Origin of the sequence: Streptomyces sp. NPDC090442 (assembly GCF_044769405.1) — a bacterium.
Classification (GTDB): domain Bacteria; phylum Actinomycetota; class Actinomycetes; order Streptomycetales; family Streptomycetaceae; genus Streptomyces.
The window spans coordinates 174,033-196,562 of record NZ_JBIVXW010000005.1 but is presented as its reverse complement, the minus strand read 5'-3'; the positions used below and the strand labels follow the sequence as shown (position 1 = coordinate 196,562).

Below are 22,530 nucleotides of genomic sequence, written 5' to 3'. Positions count from 1 at the left end.
CGCAGCCGGTCCGGCGGGCCGGCTGGGACCTAGCTGACCAGCTGGGTCATGAACTCGCCGACGCTGTGGGCGGCGGTCGAGATGCCCTCGAACCCTATCTGGACGAGCCCCGCGGCCTTTTTGGGGGTGGCGATGATGGTCCAGAGCACGAAGATGATGACCACGTACATCGCGACTTTTTTCGCTGTCGCCATCTCTTCCGTCTCCCCTACGGCAAATCCCGGCGCCCCTGTGGCGCCTCCGGGGCGCCGGCCTCGGCGGCCGCCCCCGCTCCCGGTGCGTCGGGCGAGTGTAACCACAGGCGTTCGAGCCGGCGAGGCGCAACGGGCCGCCCGGCCCGGCCTTCACGCCGGTCTTATGGACCAAAGGCCCCCCAAGGAGGGCCCTTCGCCCGCCTGTTGGGACGGCCGGGGCACGGCACGATGGGGGCACGAGGTCACGCGGATCTGGCAGGAATCCGCGGGCCCCGGGACCAGGTCCCACTGCGGGGTCCGGACCGTGCGCCCCCTGACGCGCACGGCTTCGGCCACGGGGCCCGGTCCTCATCGGGGGGAGGCGATCCGTCCCCCTGGCTCGCCTCCCCCGTCCCACCCCGCCCCCGCGCTTCCACCGCGCCCCCTTCCGCGCGCCGTGTGCGCCCGCCGGTCGGTCCCGCCGGCAACCTCCGGGCCGTTCTCGTCGTCCCTCTCCCCGTAAGGCATCCCCGTACGCCGTGGGTTGCGCATGTACGCGACAATCACGCGGCACGGAGCGCGGGGTGGACCGTGGCGGTCGACCGCCACGGTGCGGGCCCGCGCGGGACGACGAGAGGAACTCGGGGCTTACGACGATGAGCATCGACTGGAACCGGCGCACCTGCGCCCGGCGCGGTCACACCACCTATCTCCCGCACGAGGAGCATCTCCAGGCGAAACTGCACGCCGCCACCGCGCTGGGCACCGCCTGGCGCTGTCTGCGCTGCGGCGACTTCGTGCTCGGCGAGCCGGGCGCCACCGGGCCGGCCGCCGACGCCCCGTTGGTCCCGCGCGGCAAGGTGCTGCGCGACCTGTTCATCCTGCGCTTCCTGGCCGTCGAACGGGCGGTGCGCGGGGTGTTCATCGTGCTGGCGGCCATCGCCGTCTGGCAGTTCAGCAACAGCCAGGACGCGGTCCGTCAGTTCTTCGACAAGAACCTCGACGCGATCCGCCCGGTGGCGGTCCACTTCCACTACGACCTCGACCACTCGCCGGTCGTCGACACCATCCGGAAGACCTTCGGCTACCACCACTCCACCCTGGTGCTGGTCGCCGCGGCCCTCCTGGCGTACGCGCTGATCGAGATCGTCGAGGCCGGCGGCCTGTGGGTGGCCAAGCGCTGGGCGGAGTACCTGACCGTGGTGGCGACCGCGGCGTTCCTGCCGCTGGAGATCTACGAACTGACCGAAAAGGTCAGTGGGCTCAAGGTCGCGGCCCTGGTCGTCAATATCCTCGCGGTGCTCTACATCGCGTTCGCCAAGCGGCTGTTCGGGCTGCGAGGTGGCCGCGCGGCCTTCGACGAGGAGCGGCGGAGCGCCTCCTTGCTGGAGGTCGAGACGTCCGCCGGGATGCCCGCACCGGCCCATAATGGCTGAACGCACCGTACGAGGGGGAAAGCCACCCATGCGACCGAAGCTCATCAACTCCGCGCGCCGCCCGTCCGGTTCGGCGCGCATATCCGCCCGCCGGACCGCGGCCCGCCGCCGCCCGGCGGTCGTCCTGGCGCTGCTGTTCGGCCTGTTGGCCGCCGCGGCCGGCCCGGCTGCCGCCGCCGGCCTCGCCGACGCCACCGCGGCCCGACCGGCCGTCGTGGGCGCCGGGCAGGCCGCGCCCGCCGCCCGACCGGCCGCCGACGCCGGCATGCGCGTCGCCGCGGCCGCCGAGGCGGCGCCCATGAAGTGGCGGCACACCACGCACGCCTCCCACGGCAGCAGCTACCACCACGTCACGCACCAGGCGTCGAACACCTCCCAGGGCAAGCCGAAGAAGAAGATGGGCTTCTTCAAGAAGCTGGGCATCTTCCTGATCGTGATCATCGTGGTGATCATCGTCATCGTGATCCTGGTGATCTGGATGATCGTGCACTTCATCCGGAAGGCGTTCCGCCGCCGCGGCTGACGCCCCGCGCCCACCGCGCACCGCGGGGGCGGCCGGAGCCCGTAACGGGCCCCGGCCGCCCCCGTTTTCGTCTCTGTCCCGCGTTCCGGTTCGCCGCGGAACGGCAATGCCCGTGCGCTCGGGCGAAGTGCGATTGCTGATTGCTGAAGCAAAGTCCGGGCGTGGGAATGCGGTCGTGGAGTGCGAGGGTGGGCCCCGCTTTTCAGCTCTGTGCTCGCGTTTCTCGCGCTCCCGCGGGCGGTCCCAGGCCATCAGACTCGGCCATTTTTGATCAACCCTCGACCTAGGGGGGCTTGACAGATGGGGGTTTCCGGCTAGTCGTCGAGGGGGCTCGGCGGGTGGGGCGGCGGTGGGCAACTGGCGCCGGGTGTCACGGCCTTGGGCTGGCGGCGGCCGGCCGTCGGGGCGGTGTGCGGGGCGGCGGAGGCGTGCGGGCGCCGCGTGGGGTGGTCGGTGCGAGAGGGGAGAGTCGCAGGTAGTGCGCCCCGCGGCGGAATCGGCGGCGCTTCTCGGGCGGTTCCACGGGGGATTGTCGGTCGATGCGCAGCGGGCCCGTACGGCCCGTGGAGCGGTCTGCTCCGGGGTGCGTCCGACGGGTGCGGGCGTCGCTCCTTGCCCCGGCGCGAACGCAATCGGGGGGCGCGAAGGGGCGGTTGGCGCCGGGTCGGGTGCGGCTCCAGACGGGCGGGCGGCGGGCGGGGGTGGTGCGCGTAGGGGGGCGTCGGCCGCGGGTTGCCGGAGTTATACGGGCGAGTGAACACAGCCACTCTGAGCTGGAGTTCGTTGCTGTAGGGGTTTTCATCTGCATAGGCTCTTCACGGTTGTCAGTGAGGAGGGTCGGCTCTTGCCGGTATCCGCGGCGCGTCCGCAACCGGGAGCGGCCCAGCTATTGGGGGAGGGACCGCGTGCACTTAGACGCGTCAGACACACCTCTGCGCGGACGCGTGGAGGAAATGGCGTGCCTTACCAAAATCCTCGAACTCTGTCGTGACGGCGGCACCGCACTGATCACCATCGAGGGCCCGATCGGCATGGGCAAGACGCGGCTGCTGCGGGAGTCCCTGCGGGTCGCCAGCGGGCTGGGCCTGTCCGTCGCCCTGACCACCCTCGACAAGCGGCGCGCGGCGCGTCTGTCCCGGGCCCGGCAGGTGTCGATGGCCGGCCGGCCCGCGGTCATGGCCTTCGACAACGCCCATCACCTGGGGGACGAGGCCGTCAACGCGCTGGTGTCCGAGAACGCCAACAGCCACTACGGCACCCCCACGGCCTGGATCCTGGCCCGCCGGACGCGCGCCGGGGCGCCCCCGCTCGACAACTTCATCTCCAGCCCCGTCGCCCTCAACTGGCGCATCGCCCTCGGCCCACTGGACGTCCCGGCCTCGTTGGCGGTCTGCACCGACGTCCTGGGGGCCGGCCCCAGCCCGGAGTTGACCCGGGTGCTGCTCAGGGCCGGCGGGCATCCGCGGCGCCTGCACGAGCTGGTGGAGGGGATGCGCGAGGAGCGCAGCATCGCCGTCGTCGGGCACCGGGCCGAACTCGTCGAGGACCGCGTCCCCCGGCGGCTGACCCAGCGCGTGCACCGCTCACTGCTCGGCTACTCCGACGCGTTCCGGCAGATGGTGCGGGTGGCGGCCACGCTCGGCCGCGAGGTCTCCTTCGGGCAGGTGGCCGACATGATGCAGCAGCCGCCCCTGGAACTCCTGCCGGTCCTGGACGAGTTGGTCTCGGCCGGCGTCCTGGTGCACCAGGGTGACAAGCTGGTGTTCTGCGACGAACTGCTCTGGCGGCTGATCTCGGACTGGATGCCGCCCACCGTGCAGGAGGCGCTGCAGCGGCAGGCCGCCGCGCAGCACCCCCTCTGGCACCCCGCCGACCCGCCCGGTCCGCCGCCGGTCGACGACCGGGGCGAACCGGACCCCCCGGGCTTCGAGATCGACCCGGAGACCTTCGTCGGGGGCCTCACCGAGAAGCAGAGCAGCATCATCAAGCTGGTCTGCGAGGGACTGACCAACCAACGGATCGCCCGCCAGCTCCGGCTCTCCCCGCACACCGTCAACTACCACCTCAGGAAGATCTTCCGGGTGTTCGGGGTGAATTCGCGGGTCGAGCTGATCAGGGAGGTCCAGCAGCGGACCGGACGCGCGGACGAGGTCCCCGAGGGCGAGCGGCAGACCTGATCCGGCGCGGTGTCAGTGCGCGTCGGCGCGGTCACGGTAGGCGCGCTCGGCGCCCAACGTGACGTCGGGCCGCAGCAGTTCGGACGCGAAGGCGCTCGGCGCCCGCCCGTCCGCGACGCGCTGCGGCCAGTCCCGGTCGCCCAGGGCCCCGCGACCGAGCGCGAGCAGATCGGCGTGCCCCTCGTCGAGGACCGTCCGGGCCTGCTCGACGTCGTGCATACCGCCGTTGGCGATCACCGGGCGGCCGGTGACCTCGCGGGCCAGGGCCGTGGCGGTGACGCCGGTGTCGAGCGTGGCGGTCTGCTGCCAGTCGCGGCCCTCGCTGGCCAGGTGGAGGAAGTCCGCGCCGGCCCCGGCCGCGGCCCGGAAGATCTGCTCGGCCTCCGCGGCGCCGCCGGGCCAGCGGTACTCCAGGTCGTTCACCTTCGTCTGGGACAGCCGTATGCCCATCAGGTACTCGGCGCCGACGGCCGCCCGCACCGCCCGCAGCGCCTCCACCAGGAAACGGCTGCGGCCGGCCACGTCACCGCCGTAGCCGTCGGTGCGGGTGTTGGTGTACGTGGTGAGGAACTGGTCGATCAAGTAGCCGTTGGCGCCGTGCAGTTCGACGCCGTCGAAGCCGGCCTCCCTGGCCCGGACGGCGGCCCGCGCGAAGCCCTCCAGCGCCTCGGCGAGGTCCGCTTCGGTGGCGGCGCGCGGCAGCGCCCAGGCCCCTGACCCGCCGTACGCGGCCATCTTCTCGCCGAGCGGCGGCACCGCGGACGGCGCGAGGGTGCCCGCGCGGTGGTGGTTGTGCTGGGACAGCGCGCCGCCGTGCATCAACTGCGCGACGATCAGGCCGCCTTCGGCGTGCACCGCGTCCACCACCCGGCGCCAGCCGGCGACCTGCTCGTCGGTGACCAGCGCGGGCTGGTCGGGGTAGGACTGGCTGTAGGCGTGGTCGAGGTAGACGCCTTCGGTGATGACCAACGCGAAGCCGCCCTGGGCGAAACGCGCGTAGTACCGGGCCATCTCGGCGGTGGGGACACCGTCTCCCGCGGTGCTGACCCGGGACATCGGGGCGACGGCCACCCGGTTGGCGAGCTTGAACGGGCCGAGCTGCGCGGGCGTCAACGCGGGGTGTGTGGAGGGCATATCGGGGTGGTTCTCCTGGAGTGTGCGTGGCGGGTTCGAGTCGGGACGGGACGTCAGCGGTGGAGCAGGGTGTCCTCCTCACGACGGCCCCGGGTGCGCCGGTCCGGACCGGTCCAGCGCTTCGCGTCGGGCGCCTGGAGGCCGAACTGGTCCAGGACCCGTGCGACGACGTGCGCAACGATGTCCTCGACGCTCTCGGGCCGGTTGTAGAAGGCCGGCATCGGAGGTGCGATCACCGTACCCATCCTGGTCAGGGCCAGCATGTTCTCCAGATGAATTTCGGAAAGCGGGAGTTCGCGGGGGACCAGGACCAGCCGACGCCGCTCCTTGAGCGTCACGTCCGCGGCGCGGTGCACCAGCCCGTCGCCGAACCCGGCGCGCACCGCCGCCAGCGTCTTCATGCTGCACGGCGCGATGACCATGCCGTCGGTGGGGTACGAGCCGCTGGAGATCGCCGCCGCCTGGTCGCCCGGCCCGTAGGCGTGGCTGGCCAGGGCCATCACCTCCGCCGCCGTCCAGTCGGTCTCCAACTCCACCGTGGCGCGGCCCCACTTGCTCAGCACGAGGTGGGTCTCCACCCCCAGCGCCCGCAGCGTCTGCAGCAGTCGGATGCCGATGAGGGAGCCGGTCGCCCCGGTGATGCCGACGACCAGCCGCAGGTCCCGCCCGGGGCCCTCCGTGGGCATCAGCCCTCCAGCGGGTCGAGGAAGCTGCGCCGCACCGCGCCCCGCATCGCGTACGGGGCGGTGGCGTCGACGTAGCTGCGGTGTCCCCCCGCGGACCGGCCGCGCGCGCTGTCCCAGGCGACGGTCTGCGAGGGGTCGAGCCCGATGCGCGCGAAGCCCTCCACGTGGGCCGCGTCGACGGAGAGGTTGGAGCGGGTGGTCAGCGCCCACAACAGGTCCTCGGGCGAGGACGGATCGACGTCCTCGTCGACGAAGACCAGCAGCTTGACGAACGGATGGCGCTCGAAGATCTCCCCGGCCAGGGCGGGCAGTTGCCCGTCGACGGCCGCGGAGTCCTTGCGGACCTGCGCCACCAGCAGGAACATCCCGCCGCCCGCGGGCGCGTAGTGCGCGTCGCGGAGCAGCTCGCCGCCGACCCCCGACAGGGCGACGGCCAGTTCGCCGGCCAGCCCGAGGATCAGCGACTGCTCGCGGCCGGGGCCGATCACCGCCTGGAAGACGGGGTCCTCACGGGTCGTGACGGCGGTGACCGTGATGACGGGCAGGTCGGCGGCGCCCCGGCCGTCGTTGCCGAGCACCTCGGGCAGCGAGCCCGCGGGCTCCCGCCCGGGCAGCGCCTCGTCGGCCGTGGTGTCGTCGAGATAGCCCTCCAGGACGATCTCCGAGGTCGCGAAGGCGGAGACCGGCTGGGTGACCGCGGGCGCGAGGACCAGCGGCGCCCCGGCCAGTGCGCCGGCGAGCTGCACCTTGTCCGTGCCGGGCGGGAGGAAGGCGGAGCCGACGGCGGAGGCGAGCATGGCCGCCGGGGGCGCGCCGATGTTGATCGTCACCGGCAGTCGCTCGCCGCGGTCCCGCGCGTCCCGGTGCATGGCCCGCAGCCGCCGGCTCGGCAGCATCCAGATGACCACGTGCCGCGCGTCCCGAACGAGCATGCGGTGCACGGCGGTTGCGGTCCGTCCGGTGGCCGGATCGTGCGCGTGGAGCAGGCCGGTGGTGAGGTACGGACCGGCGTCGCGGGGCGTGGTGTGCAGGGCCGGCAGCGCGCCGAGGTCCACCTGGTCGCCGGTCGTGCGGTGCGTGAACGGCGAGGAGTCGAGGTGCACGGGTGGCCGGAACGCCTCGGTCAGCGCGGCGGCGGTGTCGGCGTTGGCGCGCCGGGGCAGGCCCGGCAGCCAGCGGCGCAGCCGCTCGGCGTCCCCGTACGCGCCGACCGCGACGGGGACCGCACCGCCCGCGACGCGGGTGTAGACCGCGATGTCCTCGCTCCGGCCGGAGGGGGTGGCGGGTGCCCCGGCGTAGTGGGCGGCGTAGTGCGCGCCGATGGTCGTGGGGTCGTGCGGCTCGTCGTGCTCGTGGTAGGCCCCGGGCTCCCGCCCGCGGGCCTCCCGCAGCGCGGCGCGCAGCGAGAGGCCGGGCCGTTCGTCCGTCATCGGCCGGTCCCGGCCGGGGCGCCGCGGTGCGCGGCGATCTCGCGCCGGGCGGCGTCCGCGTCGTACCACCACGGGTCCAGGGACGGCGGCCGGTTGAAGCCCTCGGCGATGGCGGAGGCGAGCGAGGGCGCGTGCTGGGCGGCGTCGAAGAGGGCCACGACGTGGTCGGGGGCGGGCGGCAGCAGCCCGTTGGTCCAGCGGACCACGTGCTGGGCGTACTCCCAGAACTTCTCGAACGTCGCGTTCATCCAGTCCGCGTCGAAGCGGTCGGCGCCGCGGGCGAGGATCTCGCGGAGGTAGACGTCGGCGCTCTTCGCCGCGTTGTTGGAACCCTGCCCGGTCACCGGGTCGTTGAGGACGACGACGTCGGCCAGGCCGAGCACGGACCGGCCCGAGGGCAGGGTGGCCACCGGCCTGCGGACGGTCGGCGGGACGCGCCCGGAGAGCACGCCGTTGGGGTCGGTGAGGCGCGCCTCGGCGGCCCGCTCGCCCTCCCAGGGCAGGTGCTTGTTGAGCAGCTCCTTGGTGAGCGCGAGGTGCTCCTCGGGGGACGCGACATTCCCGAAGGCATCGAGCGGGCCGCCGGGCACCGCGTTGAGGAAGATGCAGTCGCAGGGGCCGCTCTTGGTGAGTGCGGGAACGATGAAGTACTCGCCGAGGCCGGGCATCAGGTTGGCGCCGCAGGAGACGAAGGTGTCGCGGGGCCGCAGGCCGTGCACGTAGGAGACGGCGGCGACGCGCTGCGGGCCGTCGAAGGCCGAGCGCTCGGCGTCCCGCTCGAAGAGCCTGCCGAGCTCGCCCTTGCCCGCCGCGACGACGACGAGGTCGTGCGAGGCGGCGAGCGACTCCAGGTCCTCGATGCCCGCCTCGGCGATCCGCAGCGCACCGCCGGCCGCCTCGAACTCCCGCAGCCAGGCGGCGATCTTGACCCGCTGGTCCACGGACTGGGCCGGAGCGGCCAGCCGGGCCTCGAAGTCGATGTGCTTGGCCGCGTCGAGCGCGATGGTGAACGAGAGCCCCTCGATGGTGGGGGCCTCGTCCTGCCAGTGGTCCAGGCCGAGGTCGCGCTCGATCGCCATCGAGTCGCCGAACATGATCTGGGTCGACATGACCCGACCGTCGAGCACCTGCTGCGGCGTGCGGTTCGACACCAGCGTGACGTCGTAGCCCTGTTGGCGCAGACCGAGCGCGAGTTGGACACCCGCCTGTCCGGCGCCGACGATGGCGATCGACCTCATGGCATGCTCCTTCTGCGAGACGTACGGAAAAGGGGAGATGCGAAAAAGGGGGAGAGTGGGGCCCGCCCCCGGCACGAGGGGGGCGGGCCGTCCGCCTCAGGCGGAGGGGCGGGAGGCGGGCTCGGCCTCCGGCTCGGCGGAGCCGTCGAGGACGGTCTCGTCCTCGGGCTCCTCGGAGGTGAGGTGGAGGCCGATCACGCCACCGATGATGGCGAGGAAGCAGATCACCTTGCCGAGCGTGATCTGCTCGCCGTAGAGCACCGCCGCGAGGAGGACGGAGCCGACGGCACCGATGCCGGTCCAGACCGTGTAGCCGATGCCGACGTCGATGGACTTCAGGGCGAGGCTGAGGAGGTAGACCCCGCCGCCGCCCGCGACGACGGTGATGATCGACGGGACCAGCTTGGTGAAGCCGCCGTTGGCGCCGGAGCTGAGGGCGAAGACCACCTCGATCGCCGCGGCGATCAGGAGCAGTGTCCAGGCGGTCGCGGCGCTCTGCTTCTTGGGGGCCGGCTGCTGGGGAGCGCTCATCGTCACACCCCCGACAGGGTCTTGAGGCCGACGACGCCACCGATGATGGCGAGGAAGCAGACCACCTTGGCCGGGGTGATCTTCTCCTTGAAGATCAGCGCCCCGAAGATCACCGTGCCGACCGCTCCGACGCCGGTCCAGATCGGGTAGCCGACCCCCACGTCCAGGGTCTTGAGTGCCAGGCTGATGAAGTAGATGCCGCCGACGACGCCGACCACGGTGATCAGCGACTCCTTGAGCTTGGTGAAGCCCTCGGAGGCGCTCGCGCCGAGCGCGAAGATGATCTCGAAGACGACGGCGAGGGCTAAGTAGAACCAGGCCATGGTGGTGAAGGTGTTCCTCTCAGACGGTTGACGCTCGGGCTGGTGCCTCGTCGGCCAACGACCCGCTGCCCGCGACCACGTCGCGGTCGGCGAACATGCCGGGATGCTTGGCGCGCATCCGCTCCAGCAGCAGGTCGAAGGGGACGTCTGCGTAAGCGCCGTAGTCCTTCAGGAATTCCATCCGGGCGCCGTCGTGTCCGTCGTACGGGTGGTAGAGGCTGTCCGACGTGCCGTCGAACTCCAGCGGTGCCATGCCGTACAGGCGGCACAGCAGCTTGTTGAAGACCGGGGTCACCCGCAGCCACCGGCCACCGAGGTGGACGGAGACCAGACCGTGGTGGAAGACCTCCCCGCCGACCATCTTCTTCAGCCGCTCCGAGGCCAGGTGATTGCGGACGTCGGCGTAGACCAGACGGCTGGGGATGCCGACGGCGCGCACCGCGGCGGCGTACAGGACGGACTTGTGGACGCAGAAGCCCACTCCGGCGCGGGCGATGGAGCTGGCGCGCAGTGCCTCGCGGGAGAGCTTGGTGCCGTAGACCTCGTAGTGGAGGCCGTCGCGCACCGCGTAGTAGAGGCGCACCGCCCGCTCGGTCTCGGTGCCGGCGTCGCCGACGGCCTTGGCGACGAACTCCCGTACGGCGTCGGTCTCGTAGTCGAGGAACTCCGTGGGGCGGCGGAGCTCCGCCAGGTTCTCCTCATGGCTCATGGCCGCGTGTCCCCTCTCAAAGGCCCATCATGGCTGCGATGCGGGTGCGCTGGATGTCGCTGGTGCCCGAGTAGATCGTCCCGGCCAGCGCGTTGCGTACGTCCTGTTCGAGGCCGTACTCGGTCATGTATCCGTAACCGCCGAAGGTCTGCACGGCCGCGATGGCCGTGGACAGGTTGCCCTCCGAGGCCAGGAGTTTGGCGGTGGCGACGTCGACGGTGGCGTCCTCGCCCGCGGCCATCTTCAACGCCGCCTCGTACAGGGCGCGCCGGGCCGTCTCGACGGTGATCCGCATGTCGACGACGCGGTTCGCCACGGACTGGAAGGAGCCGATGCTCCTGCCGAACTGCTGGCGGGACTTGGCGTATTCGAGGACCCGCTCAAGGCGGTGCTGCATCTCTCCCACATTGACGACGAAGGAGCACAGCACCTCCCACTTCATCACGTGGTCGAAGACGAGGAAGCCCGAGCCGGTCCGGCCGATGACGTTCTCCAGGGGGACCCGGCAGTCGTCGAAGAACAGCTCTGTCAGCGTCGAGGTGCGCAACCCCATCTTGGACATGGGCTTGCCGACGGTCAGGCCGGGGGTGTCGCGCTCGACCAGCACGGCGGTGACCCCGAAGGGGCTGCCCTGGGCCCCGGTCGAGACGTAGACGACGAAGACGTCGGCCACCGCCCCGTTCGAGACGAAGGACTTGTTGCCGTTCAGGACGAGGTGGCCGTCCTCCACCCGCCCGGTGGTGCGCATGTTGAGCATGTCCGAGCCGGCCTCCGGCTCGGAGATGGCGTGCGCCCCGATGACGTCGCCCGCGCACACCGCGGGCAGGAAGCGCCGCTTGAGGTCCTCGGACCCGAAGCGCTGGAGGGGGACGCCGGTGCTGACCATGTGGGTGGTGACGGAGAACGACAGGCCGCCGTCGCGGCAGGAGTAGCCCAGGCCCTCCAGGACGTACAGGGTGGTCAGCAGGTCCTGGCCGAGCCCGCCCCACTTCTCGTCGGTGGGCAGCCGCAGCAGGTCGGAGTCCTGGACGAGCTTCCACAGCTCACGGGAGAACTCGCCACGGGCGTCCCGCTCCAGGTGGCCTTCGCTGAGCCGCGCGCCCAACGGGAGCACTGCCTCCCGCAGTTCGCGCTGGTCATCGCTCCACTGGATCACAGCTCACCACTTCCAAGGTCTCGTCGTACGAGGGGGTATGCAGGAGGGGACGCAAAGCCCCTCCCGGGGCGGGCCGGGCGGCCGGTCCGCCCCGGGAGGACGGCCGTCAGTAGCAGGAGAAGCCGCTCTCGTCGAGGCTGTGGACCTCGTCGCCGTTCAGCGGGGGGTTGAAGACGCTGATCAGGTGCAGGTCCTCGTCGGGGTCGGCGATGAGGAAGTGGGCGTCGTGCTCGTTGAGCGCGTAGAGCACGCCGGGCTCCAGCCTGACCGTCGTCGAGCCGTCCGCGCTGGCCACCTCGCCCCTGCCGCCGACGCAGTAGCAGGCTTCCAGGTGATTGCGGTACTGCAGACGGGACTTGGTGCCGGCCCGGACGAGGGTGTCGGCAACCGTGAAACCCATTTCGTCGGACTTCACCACGAGACGGTGGCTGAGGCCATTGCCCCAATCGACGACCTGGACGTCGGACTTCACTCGGGCGAACATGGGATGACTCCTTTTCTAGGCCGACCGAACCCCCATGGCGAAGTCGCCGGGAATTCGTGGGTAGTTGGTTCAGCGAGCGGTGACCACACCACTCGTCGCCGACTCGATGAACTTCTGCATGGTGTTCACCGAGCGGAAGTTGTCCGGTGCGAGCTCCACCTGCTCGATGGGGATGCCGAACCGTTCGGTGAGCCAGGAAATGACCCGGACCAACTGGAGACTGTCGATGACCCCGGTCTCCAACAGGTCGAGATCCGCGTCGAGTTGGTCGACGGGCACGTCGGGCAGGAATTCCCTGATGAGGAACCGCTTGATCTCAGGTACGTTGTCCACTTTCTTGGCCTTGTCCCTTCATCCTCAAGCTCTTGACCGCGGCCCGATCGACCTTTCCGGTCAGGCCCTTGGGTAGGTCTTCGTCGACAATGCGGATGTCGGCGGGGATGGACGTTCTGACCAGCCTTGCGGCGCAGTGCTGACGCAGCGCCAGACTGTGCAGGCCGGTGTCGGGGGCACGCCGTACCAGCGCGTGCAGCGTGTGGCCGGCCACCTCGTCGGGCAGGGCGACGACCACCGCCTCGGCCACGTCCGGGTGCTCCGAGATGACCTGCTCGACCTCCTGGACGTTGATCCGCACCCCGCGCACCTTGACCTGGAAGTCGGCCCGCCCCGCCAGCGACAGCGTCCCGTCCGGTGCCCGGACGACGACGTCGCCGCTGCGGAAGTAGGTGCGCGGCCCGTCGGCGTCCGCTCTGCGGACGAAGCGGTCCCGCCCGAGCTCCGGGTCGAGGTAGCCGGGCGTCTGGAAGGGCGTGTGCACCAACAACTCGCCGCGCCCGGGCCCTTCGAGCTCCCGCCCGTCCTCCCCGATGAGCAGGGCGCGCACCCCGGGCAGGGGCCGCCCCAGGGGGAGCGGCACCGCGGGGTCCCAGCGCTCCAGTTGGCCGGGGGCGGCGTCGAAGACCAGGCTGTCGTTGGTCTCGGTGCAGCCGTAGACGTTGTGCAGGGCCGCCCTGGGGAAGAGCCGGGGCAGGGCGGCGGCCAGCTTCGCCGGCATGGCGTCGCCGGTGAAGACGACGTGCCGGGGCCCTTCGAGCGGGTCCGCGCCCGGGTCCGCGTCGTGCAGCAGCCGGTAGAACATGGGCACCGCCTGCACGACCTCCGCCCCGCTCCGCTCGATCAGCGCGCGCAGGTGGTGCCCGTCGGTGGCGCGGTCCCGCTCGACCATGACGACGCAGCCGCCGGCCACCAGCGTGGTCCAGACGTCGAGCAGGCACAGGTCGAAGTTGAGCGGGGCGTAGTTCAGCACGCGGGTGCCGGGGCCGATCCCGAAGTGCTCGGACGCCCAGGCGAAGAACGGCGCGAGCCGGTCCGTCGCCAGCGGCACGACCTTCGGCATGCCGGTGGAGCCCGAGGTGGTCAGGAGCAGGCCCGTCCCCTCCGGGACGGCGGGCGCGTCCGGACGCGCCTCGACGGTCTCCACCGTCACGTCGGCGTCGGGCCCGCCGGGCGTCAGGAGGTGACGGATGCCGGCCGAGGCGACGAGTCGGTGGAGCGTCTGCGCGCCGAGCTCCGCCGACGGCAGCAGGACCGGGCGCCGCTCCAACAGGCAGGCCAGGACCAGGGCGACGACCTCGGGCGACTTGTGCGCCCGCACGCACACGGGGGTGCCCGGCGCCGGGCCGTAGTGGGTCAGCCACGCGCGGAACCCGTCGGCGAGGCCGGTCAGTTCCCGGTACGACACCGTCCGCTCCCCGTACAGCAGGGCCGGGGCGCCGGGCCGTGCGCGCGCGTGTTCGTCGAGGGCTGAGAACGCTGGTGAGGGCATGGTGGTATCCGTTGTCCCGTCAACTGTTCCGTGTCGAGCCGGAGTTAGTGCGCCGGCACGCCCGCTACGGGGGCCGTGGACCGGATCTCGCGGTAGTCGCCGTCGAAGTAGAGCAGCGGCTTCCCGTCGCCGCCCGCCGCGGCCGCCACGCGCCCGATGATGATCGCGTGGTCGCCGCCGCCCACCACGTTCTCCAGGCGGCAGTCGAAGTAGCTCAGGCACCCGGAGATCACCGGGGCGCCGGTCACCGCCTTCTCGGTCCCCACGGAGGGGAACGCGCCGATCGCACGGCCGTTGCCGCGCGTGGAGAAGTGCCGGGACACCTGCTGCTGGTCATGCCGCAGCACGCTGACCGCGAAGACCTCGGCCTTCAGGATCGCGGCGACCAGCGGACTCAGCCGGCCGATCGACACCGACACCATCAGCGGGTCGAGGGACAGCGAGCCGAAGGCGGAGACCGTCTTGCCGTACACCTCGCAACCGTTCCGCGTGGTGACCACGGTAACGCCGGAGGCGAACTTGCCCGCCGCGGCGCGAAAATCGCTCTCCTGGCACTCGGGAATGTCATCTCGCCCGCTGGCCAGTAATGCATCCATAATTCGCCGACACCGCCCTTTGCCATATAGTCGCCCGCCGTCGACGCGGACCCTTCGGGTCGTTTGTCGGCGGTCCGGGCGCTGCTGCTTGGGTGCGTTTCGACTTTACGGTTGCGGCCAATTCCGAGCCACTACTCGTTCAAGTGAGGGGTTCCACTACTCACTTGGGTAGACGGGTGGTGGGAGCGTTTGGGGCCGGCGACGCCGGAACCGCCAACCGGGATCCGGTGGCGCGGCCCAAGTGTCGTGGAAATACGTCTAGTTGGACTCCATCACATGTCACGAACGTGGCGCCCGGCCCGCCATAGGAACCCCCTATACCCCCTGCTGACATTTCGTCTTTGCCCCGCGTTCTTTCCCGGACCTACCGTGAAACAGCTCGACGGGACGCGCACCGCGATTCCCTCGAAGGCCCGCGCTCTGTGCGCGTCGCCCCTTGTTCGGTCGAGCAGGCGCTTACGGGATCGAAAGGACCAGTGACCTCACCATGACCACAGGCGAGAACGGATCGGGAACACGGGAACTCGCGGGAAAGCGGGCCCTGGTCACGGGCGGCACCCGCGGAATCGGCGCGGCCGTCGTGCGCCAACTCCTGGACGCCGGCGCCCAGGTGCTCACGACGGCCCGGTCGGCGACGAGCGCGGCGCCGGAGGGGGCCGCCTTCGTGGCGGCCGACGTGCGGACGCGGGCTGGCGCGCAGGAGCTCGCCGCGGCCGCGCGGGACGTGCTCGGCGGGGTGGACGTCCTGGTCCACAACGCGGGCGGGGCGCAACCGCACGAGAGCGCCGCGGCCATCCCCGACGAGGAGTGGCAGGACGCGCTGGACCTGAACTTCCTGGCGTCGGTGCGGCTGGACTCGCTGCTGACACCGGGGATGCGGGAACGGCGTTCGGGGCTGGTCGTGCACGTCTCCTCGGCCGCGGTCCGCACCCCGGTGGGACAGTTCCTGCACTACACCACGGCGAAGGCCGCGCTGGAGAACTACAGCCGCGGACTGGCCCTGGAACTGGCCCCGTTCGGAGTCCGGGTCAACACCGTGACCCCTGGCCGGGTCGCCACCCCCGGCGGCGAAGCGACGCGGGAGCAGTGGGCGCGCCTGAACGCGGCGCCCGGCCAGACGAACGCCCACGACACCCCGCCACTGGGGCGCGAGGGCCGACCCGACGACATCGCCCACGCGGTGCTGTTCCTCGCGTCCGACCGGGCGGGCTGGCTGACCGGAAGCAATCTCGTCGTGGACGGCGGCGAGTTCCCCCGCGGCTGACGACACCCGCCTTCCCCAACGCCGGCTCCGGTCAACGGAATGCACCGACACCCCGCCACCGCCCTCCCCCGGCCCGGATCACACCGGTGAGGAGGCAGCGGATTCGGCCCAGGTCTCCCGACGCAGGAAGTCGAGCAGGGCCGTCTCCGCCGGGCCGGCGCCCTGCCGGAGCACGGCGATGACGGGCTGGGAGACGGCCGGGAACACCGATCGCACGAGGTGCTCGTAACCCTGCGGCACGGCGGAGGCCGGGACCAGCGTCACCCCCAGCCCGTGGGCGGCCCAGCGCACGGCCGTCGCCGTCTGGGACACCCGGGCGGCCGTGGTCGGGGTCGGCTCGTCGCCCCGCAGCACCTCCGACAGCACGCCGTCGAGCGCGCTGTCGCGGTCGAACCGCACCCACGGCTCGCCGGCCAGCTCGCGCAGCGCGACCCGGTCCGCGGCGAGCCGTGGGTGCCCGGCGCCCAGCACCACGACGAACTCCTCGCCGCCGAGGCGGTGGGCGTCGGCGGGGCTCCGCTTGCACGCCGCCATCAGCGCGAGGTCCAGCACGCCCCGGCGACACAGCCGCTCCAACTCGGCGGAGCTCGGCTCCTCGAAGACGGTGACCTCCAGCCGCGGGAAGCGACGGCGCAGCGCGCCCAGCGCGCCCGGCAACTGCCGCGTGCCGAAGCCCATCTGCACCGCGACCACCAACTCGCCCACCAGCTCCTCGGCGCCGGCCCGCGCCGTCGCCCGCGCCCGCCGCGCCGCGCTCACCGCGGCCTCCGCGTCCCGCAGGAAGGCGCGGCCGACCGCGGTGGGCACCAGCCCGGTCGGCGTGCGGGCGAACAGCTCCACGCCGAGCTCCCGCTCCAGGCCGCGGATCTGCTGCGACACCGACGGCTGAGCGACGTGCAGCAGCTCCGCGGCCGCCGTCACCGACCCCTCCTCGGCAACGGCCAGTGCGTACTCGAACTGACGAAGGCTCATCGACTCCCGCCCCTCCCCGCGATGGCTGCGGCCCCCACTGGCCCTCGCCGTCACGTCGAGCAACCCGATTCCGCCGACGGAGATTCCCCCGCCACCAGGGCGAGGCCGGCGCCCCGCCCAAGTGCACGGCGCCCCCTCCGAGTTGAGCCGGGCACCGTGCGTCGGCAACGCCCCACCCACCACGCACAACACCCCCCTGATCCGCGTTTCCGCGGATCAGGGGGGTGTCTCTGGCGGTAGCGGAGGGATTTGAACCCTCGGTGACGGGTTACGCCACACTCGCTTTCGAGGTTTGTTCGCGCTGGTCAGGGCCCAACCCGCGGCTGTTCAGACTCGTTCATCCCCGTACTCCCGCCTGTGGCGTGAACCGCCGTGAACGGCATCGGTCGGCGGTGAATGAGACGGAAACTGAGACGCGCCCGGCCATCGCTGACCGGGCGCGTTCGTCATTCCTGAGCGCGTGGCCGCGCCACTGCGGCCAGCCTGCTACCACTGACAGAAGGCCACCGTGGCATCATCGCCGGACTTGTAGCGCGGCCATCGCTGGCCTGTGGGGTCCGTAGCCTCAACCCGCCGCACGGTGTCGATTAGCTCGCCCGGTCCGCCCGTCCTGAGCGTCGCGAAAACCTCAGCCCAGGTCGCCATCTCGTATTCCAGCACGAGCCTGGACGTGCCATCGGAAAGGGCTGCGGCCGCGTGCACTTGATCGAGCGGTGTGGAGCCGACCACGCCGTGTTCTGCTGCTTCCGGGCCAGCCATAGCCACCCAGTACCCCTCCGGAGTGTTGCGCACTTGCCGCTGCGCAACGACGAGGCGTTGCAAGGCTTCTCTGTGTTCTTGGGTGTGAGTCTCGTACTTCTCGACCTCGGCCTTCAGCTCCGGAAGAACTTCGTCCACCCGAAGGTCAGTAATTGCCGAGTACCCCCGCGGCCCCTCGAAGACGATCGGTGAGTCCGCGAGGACGAGGTGATCGAGGGCATCCTCTCGCTGCCGCAAAATCGCGACCGTGGCTGATGGCGTCCCCGGGTTGCCGAGGTCGCACTCGGGGTGCAGCGCCGCGGTGCGTTCGAGAGCATCAGCCAGGCCATCCGACAGGGGGCGGTTCGTGTCCGCGAGAGCGGCGACGAGGTGACCCCCAAGGTGGGCGACGTACCACGGGACGCCGTGCCGGCATCCCGTGGTCAATCCCGCGGTGCTGAGGCCGTCCAGCACCACAGCAAGCGTCGGGGTGCCGGCCGCCCAATCCTCGTTCGGGTTGACTCCCCCGGGACGTGTGTCGATGGCGACGCGCATGATCAGCCCTCGTGTCGGTAGAGCGGGGTGACGCGGCGGCTCTCCAGCACGTCCAGCGTCTTGGGGTCGTAGCGGCAGGAGATGAGTGTCGAGAATCGACGGGTGCGAACCTCTCGGTACAGATCAGCGAGGTTGTTTTCCAGGTAGTGCACGACTCCGTTGGCGCCAACGGAGTGGATTCCTGCGATGTACAGGAACGTGCCGCGGCCATCCAGCCGAGGGAGCCGCCCCAGGTAGCCGAAGTCGCTCGCTGAGCCGTCCTCATCCTTCGGCGAGCGGTAGACATTCCCGTCGTTCTTGTCCACCAAGTGCCAGGCGTGGTCCTTCTCGAACGCCAAGTTGTTGTCGCCCGCAAGCACCATGGCTACGACGGGGGATAGCCGGGGCCCACAGACGACCACGTGGTTTTCGCGGTTGAGATCGACGATGCCGGACGGCGGAATCACCTCGTACTCCGCTTCCAGCTTCATCCCGCTCAGCAGCTTCCGCAGGTGTTCGAAGTTCTTGAAATCTTCCCTGGTCACAACCTCACTCGGGTTCTGGTCAGGGGTCTTGCCGCCCTCGTACTTGCCACCGAGCGACACGGTCACGAGGTCCGTGCCGAAGAACGCCCGCTCCGGGGGCGGACCGGCTGATGCGAGCTGTCCTACCCGGCCGCGACTCACTCCGAGCTGTGCCGCGATCTCCGCTTGGGTCATGCCGGATGCTTGCGCCTCCTCGATGGCCTCACGGCGGACGCGGGACAGCTCCAACACCCAGCCCTGATACGTCGCCATCAGGTCGATCGCAGCTTTGGCCCGCTCGACCGGGGCCGCGATCTCAGAGACCCGCTTCATGTCGTCGTGCACAGTCTCCACTCCTCGCTTAGGGGGTCTAGCAACTCTATCGCGAGAGGGGGTTGCGCGAACCCGCAGGGGGTGCCTATGGTCTCTAACAAGCAAGACGGCAAGCCCCCCTAAGCAACACCAAGGGGACTGGTTTCGCCTGCTTGACCTGCACGAATGCACCACTAAAGGGCCCTGCTTCGGCGGGGTCATGAGGCCCCGCTTCGGCGGGGGCGAGGGACCCCGGGCCCTTTGCATCCGGGAGGGCTTAGACCGAAAGGTCACGTCTCCATACGCCTGGAACGGGAGCTCGTGTTCCCGAAGGAGACATACCTGTTCAACGGGACTGCCGCGGGTTACCGCGGCGGTTGCCCACGCCTCGTCCGCCGGCTGATGCCGTACGGGCGGGGCGCGGGGAGCCGCGATGCGCTCCACGCAAAAGTGCGCCGCCCGGGACGCCACCCGGACGGCGCGGCCACAGGCACCTGAAGAGAGGAACTACCTGTGAACGCCCACAGCATGACACCTCACGCCGTCATCACGCACCTGACCGAGGACGAGCGCCGTGAGCTGTCGGACAAGGTCCGTGACGCCAGCCGGCGTTCCAGCAACGGGGGCGGCCGCTAACCGCCCGATTCCGCATCTCTCACTGAACGGCGCGCGGCCCCGGGGAGGCACCCCCGGGGCCGCTGACAGGCCGTTCCCGCTGAAAGGAACCACGACCCATGACTCAGATTACTGTCGCCGATGCTGCGGTGGCGTTCGCGCCGTGGCTGGAGCCGACGGCCGCCGAATTGGACGCCATCGACGCCGAGATGCCGCTCATCACGGCCGAGATGGACCTGCTGGACGCTTACCTGCCCGTCCTTGGCCGCCCCGTCGCGGAGTTGGACGAGCGGCGCATCCGTCGGGCCCGCCGCCGGGTGCTGGCCGCCCGCCGGGACCTCGCGAACCGCGCCGCCCCCGCGATGCTGCCTGGGGGTGCCGCGTGAGGAGCACTGCCCCCGCCCCCGAGCTGCTGCTGGACCACACCGGCGCCCCGCGCGCCCGGCTCGACATGCCGGGCACCTACGAGCAGGCCCGGTTGGGCATCGCGTTCCACGAAGCCGGCCACGCCGTCCTTGCCCTGGCCTACGGCATGCACGTGGTCACCTCCGAGGTCATCGCGTGGGAGTCGCAGCCCGGATGCGTCGCCGTCACCGGCCACACCGCCCACAAGACGCAGAACACGCCGCCGTGGCACTACGCGGCGCACTGCGCGGCTGGGGAAATCGCTCACGTCAACTACCTGCTTACCTACGGTCTTTGGACGCCGCAGCGGGCCGCGGCCTGCGCCGCCGACCACGACCGTGAGCAAGCCATCGACGTCCTGGCCCAGTTCGGCTACCGCCTGGGCCGTACCCACACCCCGCAGGGCGGCAAGTCATGGGGGATGGTGCAGGGCATGGCCCGCCGCAAGGTGTCCTACCTGTGGCCGGAGATCTGTGCCACGGCGCACGCCATCGACGAGCGCACCGTGTTGACCGGCGACGAGATCGCCGACCTGACCGGCTTGAACAACGCTCCGGTAGGGGGTGCGGCATGAGCGAGCCGGCCGTACACATCGACTCTCTCCCAGACGCGGTCGCAGCGCTGCTGCGCGCGATCCATGACGCAGTGGATATCCCTCTGCCGGACGTGACGGACGTGGACGAACACGCCCACGCCAAGGTTTTGCAGTCCCGGTCCGCAGGCGTGCGGATTGCTCTGGCCGGTGTCCTCTTCGACGACCATGAGGTGGGGTGCGCCGCTGAGTGGCTGTGCGGGCGGACCGCCCGCGAACCGGTGGACTACACCCCGTGGCCCGATGACGGGGGTACGTCATGACCCTCGCCCTGCGCTCCGCGGCCCGGCGCCTGCGTGTGCTGGTGGCCCTGGTCGGTGTGGCGTGGCTGGCCGCCTTCGCCCCACCGTCCGGCGCTCACGTGACCGTGCTGGTCGTCCTGCACCACCCCGGATCGGGGGGTGTGGGGTGAGCTTCTACGAGGAACGTCGCGCCGACCAGAAGGTCAAGGCTGAACAGAAGCGTCTCGACGACCAGCACGGCGAGCAATTGCGTGCCGGGCGGCAGCGTGAGGCCGACGAGCGGAAGGAGCGTCTGCGAGACCAGGCGCGGGCCGCCCGGCAGGCCGATCGGTTGGACCGGCAGGAGCGTCGGCGGGAGCGGGCGGAGCGTCGGCGGGAGGTGTTGACGCCGGCGGAGATCTACCGCCGCGGCACCCTTGCCGTGGTCACCGCTTCCGGGTTGGCGTCCCTGCCCGCGCAGGTCATGCACTTCGTCGGTATCAGCCCGCTGCTGCTGCCTTTGCCGTTGGCGATCGAGGGGTTGGCGTGGGTGATGGCGGCCGGTGTCGCCTACGCCGATGCTCGTCATCTGCCGGTGTGGGTGCGGTGGTTGCTGCGTGGTCTGATCGCCGCGTTCGCCGGGTTCGCTGCCTTCATCAACTACGGCTACGGCCTCTCCCGCGCCCACCACGGCCTGAGTGCCGAGGATGCGCGGGCGGTCGGGTTGGGGTTGGCGGCGGTGACGCTGCTGGGCCCGATCGCCTTCGAGATCCGCCAATGGGTATCGACTCTGGCCGCGGCGATCGAGGGCGCCGGCGCCGATCGACGGGACCACTCTCGGCGCCGTCGTCGGCATCACCGCAAGGTGGTTCGGATCGCTGATCGACTGGTCTCCGCGGCCCCGTTCGGGGACCTCGATCGGCAGGCAGCGTTCGAGCGGGCGTGGTCGATCGTGCACGGCTGCCCCGACCCCGGCATGACCCCGAAGCTGTATGAGCGGGCCGCGAAGTCCGCCAAGGACATGCACCAAGCGCGCGCCCAGCAGCCCGACCAGGACCAGCCCGGACCGGCCCACACGGGGCCGGACGACGCTGCGCAACGGTCTACGGCTGATCTCGACAAATCGACATCAATGCCCATCGACCGATCGAACCCCCAAAAGGCCACCCCAGGACCGACTTTGGACCGCCCGAAGGTCGATCTGGTCAAGCACACCGACACCCCCGTCACGCCGCCCGTGCCGGTCCGATCGGCTCCGATCGAACCGGTCCGAACGGCTGCCGAGGATGCGCCGAAGCCCCGTCGGGTGACGGGCAAGGTGCCGACCGCGGCCCGATCGACTCAACCGAAGCGGACCCCCGAGCAACTGCTCGATCAGGCCCGATCGGCAACGGCCGACTGGTCGATCGAGGACCTGACCGCCGAAGCGATCCGTAAGGCGATCCACACGGCACCAGCAAAGGCCCGGGACCTGCGCGACACCCTGCGGGCCGAGCGTGCCGACGAGGGCGGGGAGCCTTCCGCGGCTGAGGCTGCGTGATGCGGCCGCGGCTGGCCGACTGCTTCGACCCCACGGGCAAGCGGTTTGGCATCCCCACCTACCCCTGGCACCTCGCCCCCGATGGCTACGCCACACGCCGCCAACTCCGCGCCCTGGGCCTACGCCCCGGCGGCCAGGAGGTCGTCGCGCAGATCCTGCGCCCGCGGCGGGGCCGGGAACCGCTGGCCGGCTACCTCTACCGCACCGATCTCGCTGTGCCCGTCCGGCCCATGACGGCCGGCCGGCGGGCGGCCCTGGCCAAGGCCAATACGGCTCGCCGCACCTGCCCCAACTGCCGTATGGACGCCGGGTACTGCATCCCGCGCTCCCTCGGCGTCTGTATCCCCTGCGCCTATCCCGACGACCAGCAGCGCGCGGCCTGAGCTGCCCGC

General features: G+C 71.1%; 26 protein-coding genes. 10 read left to right on the top strand and 16 right to left on the bottom strand.

Annotation, left to right across the window (positions count from 1 at the left end; all coding sequences use genetic code 11):
- Positions 1 to 29: 29 nt before the first annotated feature.
- Complete coding sequence (locus ACIQU6_RS06470) at positions 30 to 194, bottom strand: hypothetical protein (protein ID WP_274914463.1); 165 nt, start codon at positions 192 to 194, stop codon at positions 30 to 32.
- 635 nt (positions 195 to 829) lie between these two features.
- On the opposite strand from ACIQU6_RS06470, the gene ACIQU6_RS06465 reads away from it, so the two are divergent.
- The 3 genes from ACIQU6_RS06465 to ACIQU6_RS06455 all read left to right on the top strand — a co-directional run bounded on the left by ACIQU6_RS06465 (position 830) and on the right by ACIQU6_RS06455 (position 4,309).
- Positions 830 to 1,609 (top strand): DUF2127 domain-containing protein, encoded by a 780-nt coding sequence (locus ACIQU6_RS06465; RefSeq protein WP_403480488.1) that lies wholly within the window; start codon positions 830 to 832, stop codon positions 1,607 to 1,609.
- 28 nt (positions 1,610 to 1,637) lie between these two features.
- A complete protein-coding gene (locus ACIQU6_RS06460) occupies positions 1,638 to 2,132 on the top strand; it encodes a hypothetical protein (protein ID WP_403480487.1) in 495 nt (164 codons plus the stop codon).
- A 953-nt stretch (positions 2,133 to 3,085) separates the two neighbouring features.
- Complete coding sequence (locus tag ACIQU6_RS06455) at positions 3,086 to 4,309, top strand: LuxR C-terminal-related transcriptional regulator (RefSeq protein WP_403480486.1); 1,224 nt, start codon at positions 3,086 to 3,088, stop codon at positions 4,307 to 4,309.
- A 12-nt stretch (positions 4,310 to 4,321) separates the two neighbouring features.
- On the opposite strand, the gene ACIQU6_RS06450 is transcribed toward ACIQU6_RS06455, so the two are convergent.
- The 12 genes from ACIQU6_RS06450 to ACIQU6_RS06395 all read right to left on the bottom strand — a co-directional run bounded on the left by ACIQU6_RS06450 (position 4,322) and on the right by ACIQU6_RS06395 (position 14,421).
- Positions 4,322 to 5,443: an NADH:flavin oxidoreductase gene (locus tag ACIQU6_RS06450; RefSeq protein ID WP_403480485.1), complete on the bottom strand. Its 1,122-nt coding sequence runs from the start codon at positions 5,441 to 5,443 to the stop codon at positions 4,322 to 4,324.
- Between the two features lie 53 nt (positions 5,444 to 5,496).
- A complete protein-coding gene (locus ACIQU6_RS06445) occupies positions 5,497 to 6,102 on the bottom strand; it encodes a UbiX family flavin prenyltransferase (RefSeq protein ID WP_403480507.1) in 606 nt (201 codons plus the stop codon).
- 26 nt (positions 6,103 to 6,128) lie between these two features.
- Positions 6,129 to 7,559, bottom strand: a complete 1,431-nt coding sequence (locus tag ACIQU6_RS06440; RefSeq protein WP_403480484.1) for a UbiD family decarboxylase domain-containing protein — start codon at positions 7,557 to 7,559, stop codon at positions 6,129 to 6,131.
- Entirely contained in the window at positions 7,556 to 8,797 is a 1,242-nt protein-coding gene (locus tag ACIQU6_RS06435; protein WP_403480483.1) for a styrene monooxygenase/indole monooxygenase family protein, read from the bottom strand. Before ACIQU6_RS06435 ends, ACIQU6_RS06440 begins: the two co-directional genes overlap by 4 nt.
- Before the next feature lie 96 nt (positions 8,798 to 8,893).
- On the bottom strand, positions 8,894 to 9,328 hold the full coding sequence (locus ACIQU6_RS06430; RefSeq protein WP_403480482.1) for a DMT family transporter: 435 nt from the start codon (positions 9,326 to 9,328) through the stop codon (positions 8,894 to 8,896).
- A 2-nt stretch (positions 9,329 to 9,330) separates the two neighbouring features.
- On the bottom strand, positions 9,331 to 9,651 hold the full coding sequence (locus ACIQU6_RS06425) for a DMT family transporter (RefSeq protein ID WP_403480481.1): 321 nt from the start codon (positions 9,649 to 9,651) through the stop codon (positions 9,331 to 9,333).
- A 19-nt stretch (positions 9,652 to 9,670) separates the two neighbouring features.
- Complete coding sequence (locus tag ACIQU6_RS06420) at positions 9,671 to 10,360, bottom strand: transglutaminase family protein (protein ID WP_403480480.1); 690 nt, start codon at positions 10,358 to 10,360, stop codon at positions 9,671 to 9,673.
- Positions 10,361 to 10,376: 16 nt separating this feature from the next.
- Positions 10,377 to 11,516: an acyl-CoA dehydrogenase family protein gene (locus ACIQU6_RS06415; RefSeq protein WP_403480479.1), complete on the bottom strand. Its 1,140-nt coding sequence runs from the start codon at positions 11,514 to 11,516 to the stop codon at positions 10,377 to 10,379.
- A 106-nt stretch (positions 11,517 to 11,622) separates the two neighbouring features.
- Complete coding sequence (locus tag ACIQU6_RS06410) at positions 11,623 to 12,000, bottom strand: ectoine synthase (protein WP_274914452.1); 378 nt, start codon at positions 11,998 to 12,000, stop codon at positions 11,623 to 11,625.
- 69 nt (positions 12,001 to 12,069) lie between these two features.
- Positions 12,070 to 12,333, bottom strand: a complete 264-nt coding sequence (locus ACIQU6_RS06405) for a phosphopantetheine-binding protein (protein ID WP_403480478.1) — start codon at positions 12,331 to 12,333, stop codon at positions 12,070 to 12,072.
- Positions 12,317 to 13,825 (bottom strand): AMP-binding protein, encoded by a 1,509-nt coding sequence (locus tag ACIQU6_RS06400; protein WP_403480477.1) that lies wholly within the window; start codon positions 13,823 to 13,825, stop codon positions 12,317 to 12,319. The genes ACIQU6_RS06405 and ACIQU6_RS06400 overlap by 17 nt, the downstream gene beginning before the upstream one ends.
- A 44-nt stretch (positions 13,826 to 13,869) precedes the next feature.
- The gene (locus ACIQU6_RS06395) at positions 13,870 to 14,421 is read right to left on the bottom strand and encodes a flavin reductase family protein (protein WP_403480476.1); all 552 of its coding nucleotides are present in this window, start codon (positions 14,419 to 14,421) and stop codon (positions 13,870 to 13,872) included.
- 487 nt (positions 14,422 to 14,908) lie between these two features.
- Between ACIQU6_RS06395 and ACIQU6_RS06390 the strand changes: the two genes are divergently transcribed.
- Positions 14,909 to 15,685 (top strand): oxidoreductase, encoded by a 777-nt coding sequence (locus ACIQU6_RS06390; protein WP_403480475.1) that lies wholly within the window; start codon positions 14,909 to 14,911, stop codon positions 15,683 to 15,685.
- 78 nt (positions 15,686 to 15,763) lie between these two features.
- On the opposite strand, the gene ACIQU6_RS06385 is transcribed toward ACIQU6_RS06390, so the two are convergent.
- The 3 genes from ACIQU6_RS06385 to ACIQU6_RS06375 all read right to left on the bottom strand — a co-directional run bounded on the left by ACIQU6_RS06385 (position 15,764) and on the right by ACIQU6_RS06375 (position 18,798).
- The gene (locus tag ACIQU6_RS06385) at positions 15,764 to 16,657 is read right to left on the bottom strand and encodes a LysR family transcriptional regulator (protein ID WP_403480474.1); all 894 of its coding nucleotides are present in this window, start codon (positions 16,655 to 16,657) and stop codon (positions 15,764 to 15,766) included.
- Positions 16,658 to 17,143: 486 nt separating this feature from the next.
- On the bottom strand, positions 17,144 to 17,950 hold the full coding sequence (locus tag ACIQU6_RS06380; RefSeq protein WP_403480473.1) for a hypothetical protein: 807 nt from the start codon (positions 17,948 to 17,950) through the stop codon (positions 17,144 to 17,146).
- A 2-nt stretch (positions 17,951 to 17,952) separates the two neighbouring features.
- Positions 17,953 to 18,798 (bottom strand): sigma factor-like helix-turn-helix DNA-binding protein, encoded by an 846-nt coding sequence (locus ACIQU6_RS06375; RefSeq protein ID WP_403480472.1) that lies wholly within the window; start codon positions 18,796 to 18,798, stop codon positions 17,953 to 17,955.
- Between the two features lie 701 nt (positions 18,799 to 19,499).
- Between ACIQU6_RS06375 and ACIQU6_RS06370 the strand changes: the two genes are divergently transcribed.
- The 6 genes from ACIQU6_RS06370 to ACIQU6_RS06345 are packed head-to-tail and all read left to right on the top strand — an operon-like array spanning position 19,500 to position 22,521.
- Positions 19,500 to 19,766: a DUF6284 family protein gene (locus ACIQU6_RS06370; RefSeq protein ID WP_403480471.1), complete on the top strand. Its 267-nt coding sequence runs from the start codon at positions 19,500 to 19,502 to the stop codon at positions 19,764 to 19,766.
- Positions 19,763 to 20,359: a hypothetical protein gene (locus ACIQU6_RS06365; RefSeq protein WP_403480470.1), complete on the top strand. Its 597-nt coding sequence runs from the start codon at positions 19,763 to 19,765 to the stop codon at positions 20,357 to 20,359. The genes ACIQU6_RS06370 and ACIQU6_RS06365 overlap by 4 nt, the downstream gene beginning before the upstream one ends.
- Complete coding sequence (locus tag ACIQU6_RS06360; protein WP_403480469.1) at positions 20,356 to 20,640, top strand: hypothetical protein; 285 nt, start codon at positions 20,356 to 20,358, stop codon at positions 20,638 to 20,640. Before ACIQU6_RS06365 ends, ACIQU6_RS06360 begins: the two co-directional genes overlap by 4 nt.
- Positions 20,637 to 20,789: a hypothetical protein gene (locus tag ACIQU6_RS06355; protein ID WP_403480468.1), complete on the top strand. Its 153-nt coding sequence runs from the start codon at positions 20,637 to 20,639 to the stop codon at positions 20,787 to 20,789. Before ACIQU6_RS06360 ends, ACIQU6_RS06355 begins: the two co-directional genes overlap by 4 nt.
- Entirely contained in the window at positions 20,786 to 22,138 is a 1,353-nt protein-coding gene (locus ACIQU6_RS06350) for a hypothetical protein (RefSeq protein ID WP_403480467.1), read from the top strand. Before ACIQU6_RS06355 ends, ACIQU6_RS06350 begins: the two co-directional genes overlap by 4 nt.
- The gene (locus tag ACIQU6_RS06345) at positions 22,138 to 22,521 is read left to right on the top strand and encodes an RRQRL motif-containing zinc-binding protein (RefSeq protein ID WP_403480466.1); all 384 of its coding nucleotides are present in this window, start codon (positions 22,138 to 22,140) and stop codon (positions 22,519 to 22,521) included. Before ACIQU6_RS06350 ends, ACIQU6_RS06345 begins: the two co-directional genes overlap by 1 nt.
- The last annotated feature ends 9 nt before the right edge of the window (positions 22,522 to 22,530 follow it).

Bases quoted from the DNA above. Each gene is read 5' to 3' on its own strand.
- ACIQU6_RS06420 (WP_403480480.1), bottom strand. From the start codon at position 10,360: ATGAGCCATGAGGAGAACCTGGCGGAGCTCCGCCGCCCCACGGAGTTC.
- ACIQU6_RS06455 (WP_403480486.1), top strand. From the start codon at position 3,086: ATGGCGTGCCTTACCAAAATCCTCGAACTCTGTCGTGACGGCGGCACC.
- ACIQU6_RS06440 (WP_403480484.1), bottom strand. From the start codon at position 7,559: ATGACGGACGAACGGCCCGGCCTCTCGCTGCGCGCCGCGCTGCGGGAG.
- ACIQU6_RS06460 (WP_403480487.1), top strand. From the start codon at position 1,638: ATGCGACCGAAGCTCATCAACTCCGCGCGCCGCCCGTCCGGTTCGGCG.
- ACIQU6_RS06430 (WP_403480482.1), bottom strand. From the start codon at position 9,328: ATGAGCGCTCCCCAGCAGCCGGCCCCCAAGAAGCAGAGCGCCGCGACC.
- ACIQU6_RS06390 (WP_403480475.1), top strand. From the start codon at position 14,909: ATGACCACAGGCGAGAACGGATCGGGAACACGGGAACTCGCGGGAAAG.
- ACIQU6_RS06370 (WP_403480471.1), top strand. From the start codon at position 19,500: ATGACTCAGATTACTGTCGCCGATGCTGCGGTGGCGTTCGCGCCGTGG.
- ACIQU6_RS06470 (WP_274914463.1), bottom strand. From the start codon at position 194: ATGGCGACAGCGAAAAAAGTCGCGATGTACGTGGTCATCATCTTCGTG.
- ACIQU6_RS06380 (WP_403480473.1), bottom strand. From the start codon at position 17,950: ATGCGCGTCGCCATCGACACACGTCCCGGGGGAGTCAACCCGAACGAG.
- ACIQU6_RS06425 (WP_403480481.1), bottom strand. From the start codon at position 9,651: ATGGCCTGGTTCTACTTAGCCCTCGCCGTCGTCTTCGAGATCATCTTC.
- ACIQU6_RS06465 (WP_403480488.1), top strand. From the start codon at position 830: ATGAGCATCGACTGGAACCGGCGCACCTGCGCCCGGCGCGGTCACACC.
- ACIQU6_RS06400 (WP_403480477.1), bottom strand. From the start codon at position 13,825: ATGCCCTCACCAGCGTTCTCAGCCCTCGACGAACACGCGCGCGCACGG.
- ACIQU6_RS06435 (WP_403480483.1), bottom strand. From the start codon at position 8,797: ATGAGGTCGATCGCCATCGTCGGCGCCGGACAGGCGGGTGTCCAACTC.
- ACIQU6_RS06355 (WP_403480468.1), top strand. From the start codon at position 20,637: ATGACCCTCGCCCTGCGCTCCGCGGCCCGGCGCCTGCGTGTGCTGGTG.
- ACIQU6_RS06410 (WP_274914452.1), bottom strand. From the start codon at position 12,000: ATGTTCGCCCGAGTGAAGTCCGACGTCCAGGTCGTCGATTGGGGCAAT.
- ACIQU6_RS06450 (WP_403480485.1), bottom strand. From the start codon at position 5,443: ATGCCCTCCACACACCCCGCGTTGACGCCCGCGCAGCTCGGCCCGTTC.
- ACIQU6_RS06385 (WP_403480474.1), bottom strand. From the start codon at position 16,657: ATGAGCCTTCGTCAGTTCGAGTACGCACTGGCCGTTGCCGAGGAGGGG.
- ACIQU6_RS06360 (WP_403480469.1), top strand. From the start codon at position 20,356: ATGAGCGAGCCGGCCGTACACATCGACTCTCTCCCAGACGCGGTCGCA.
- ACIQU6_RS06345 (WP_403480466.1), top strand. From the start codon at position 22,138: ATGCGGCCGCGGCTGGCCGACTGCTTCGACCCCACGGGCAAGCGGTTT.
- ACIQU6_RS06395 (WP_403480476.1), bottom strand. From the start codon at position 14,421: ATGGATGCATTACTGGCCAGCGGGCGAGATGACATTCCCGAGTGCCAG.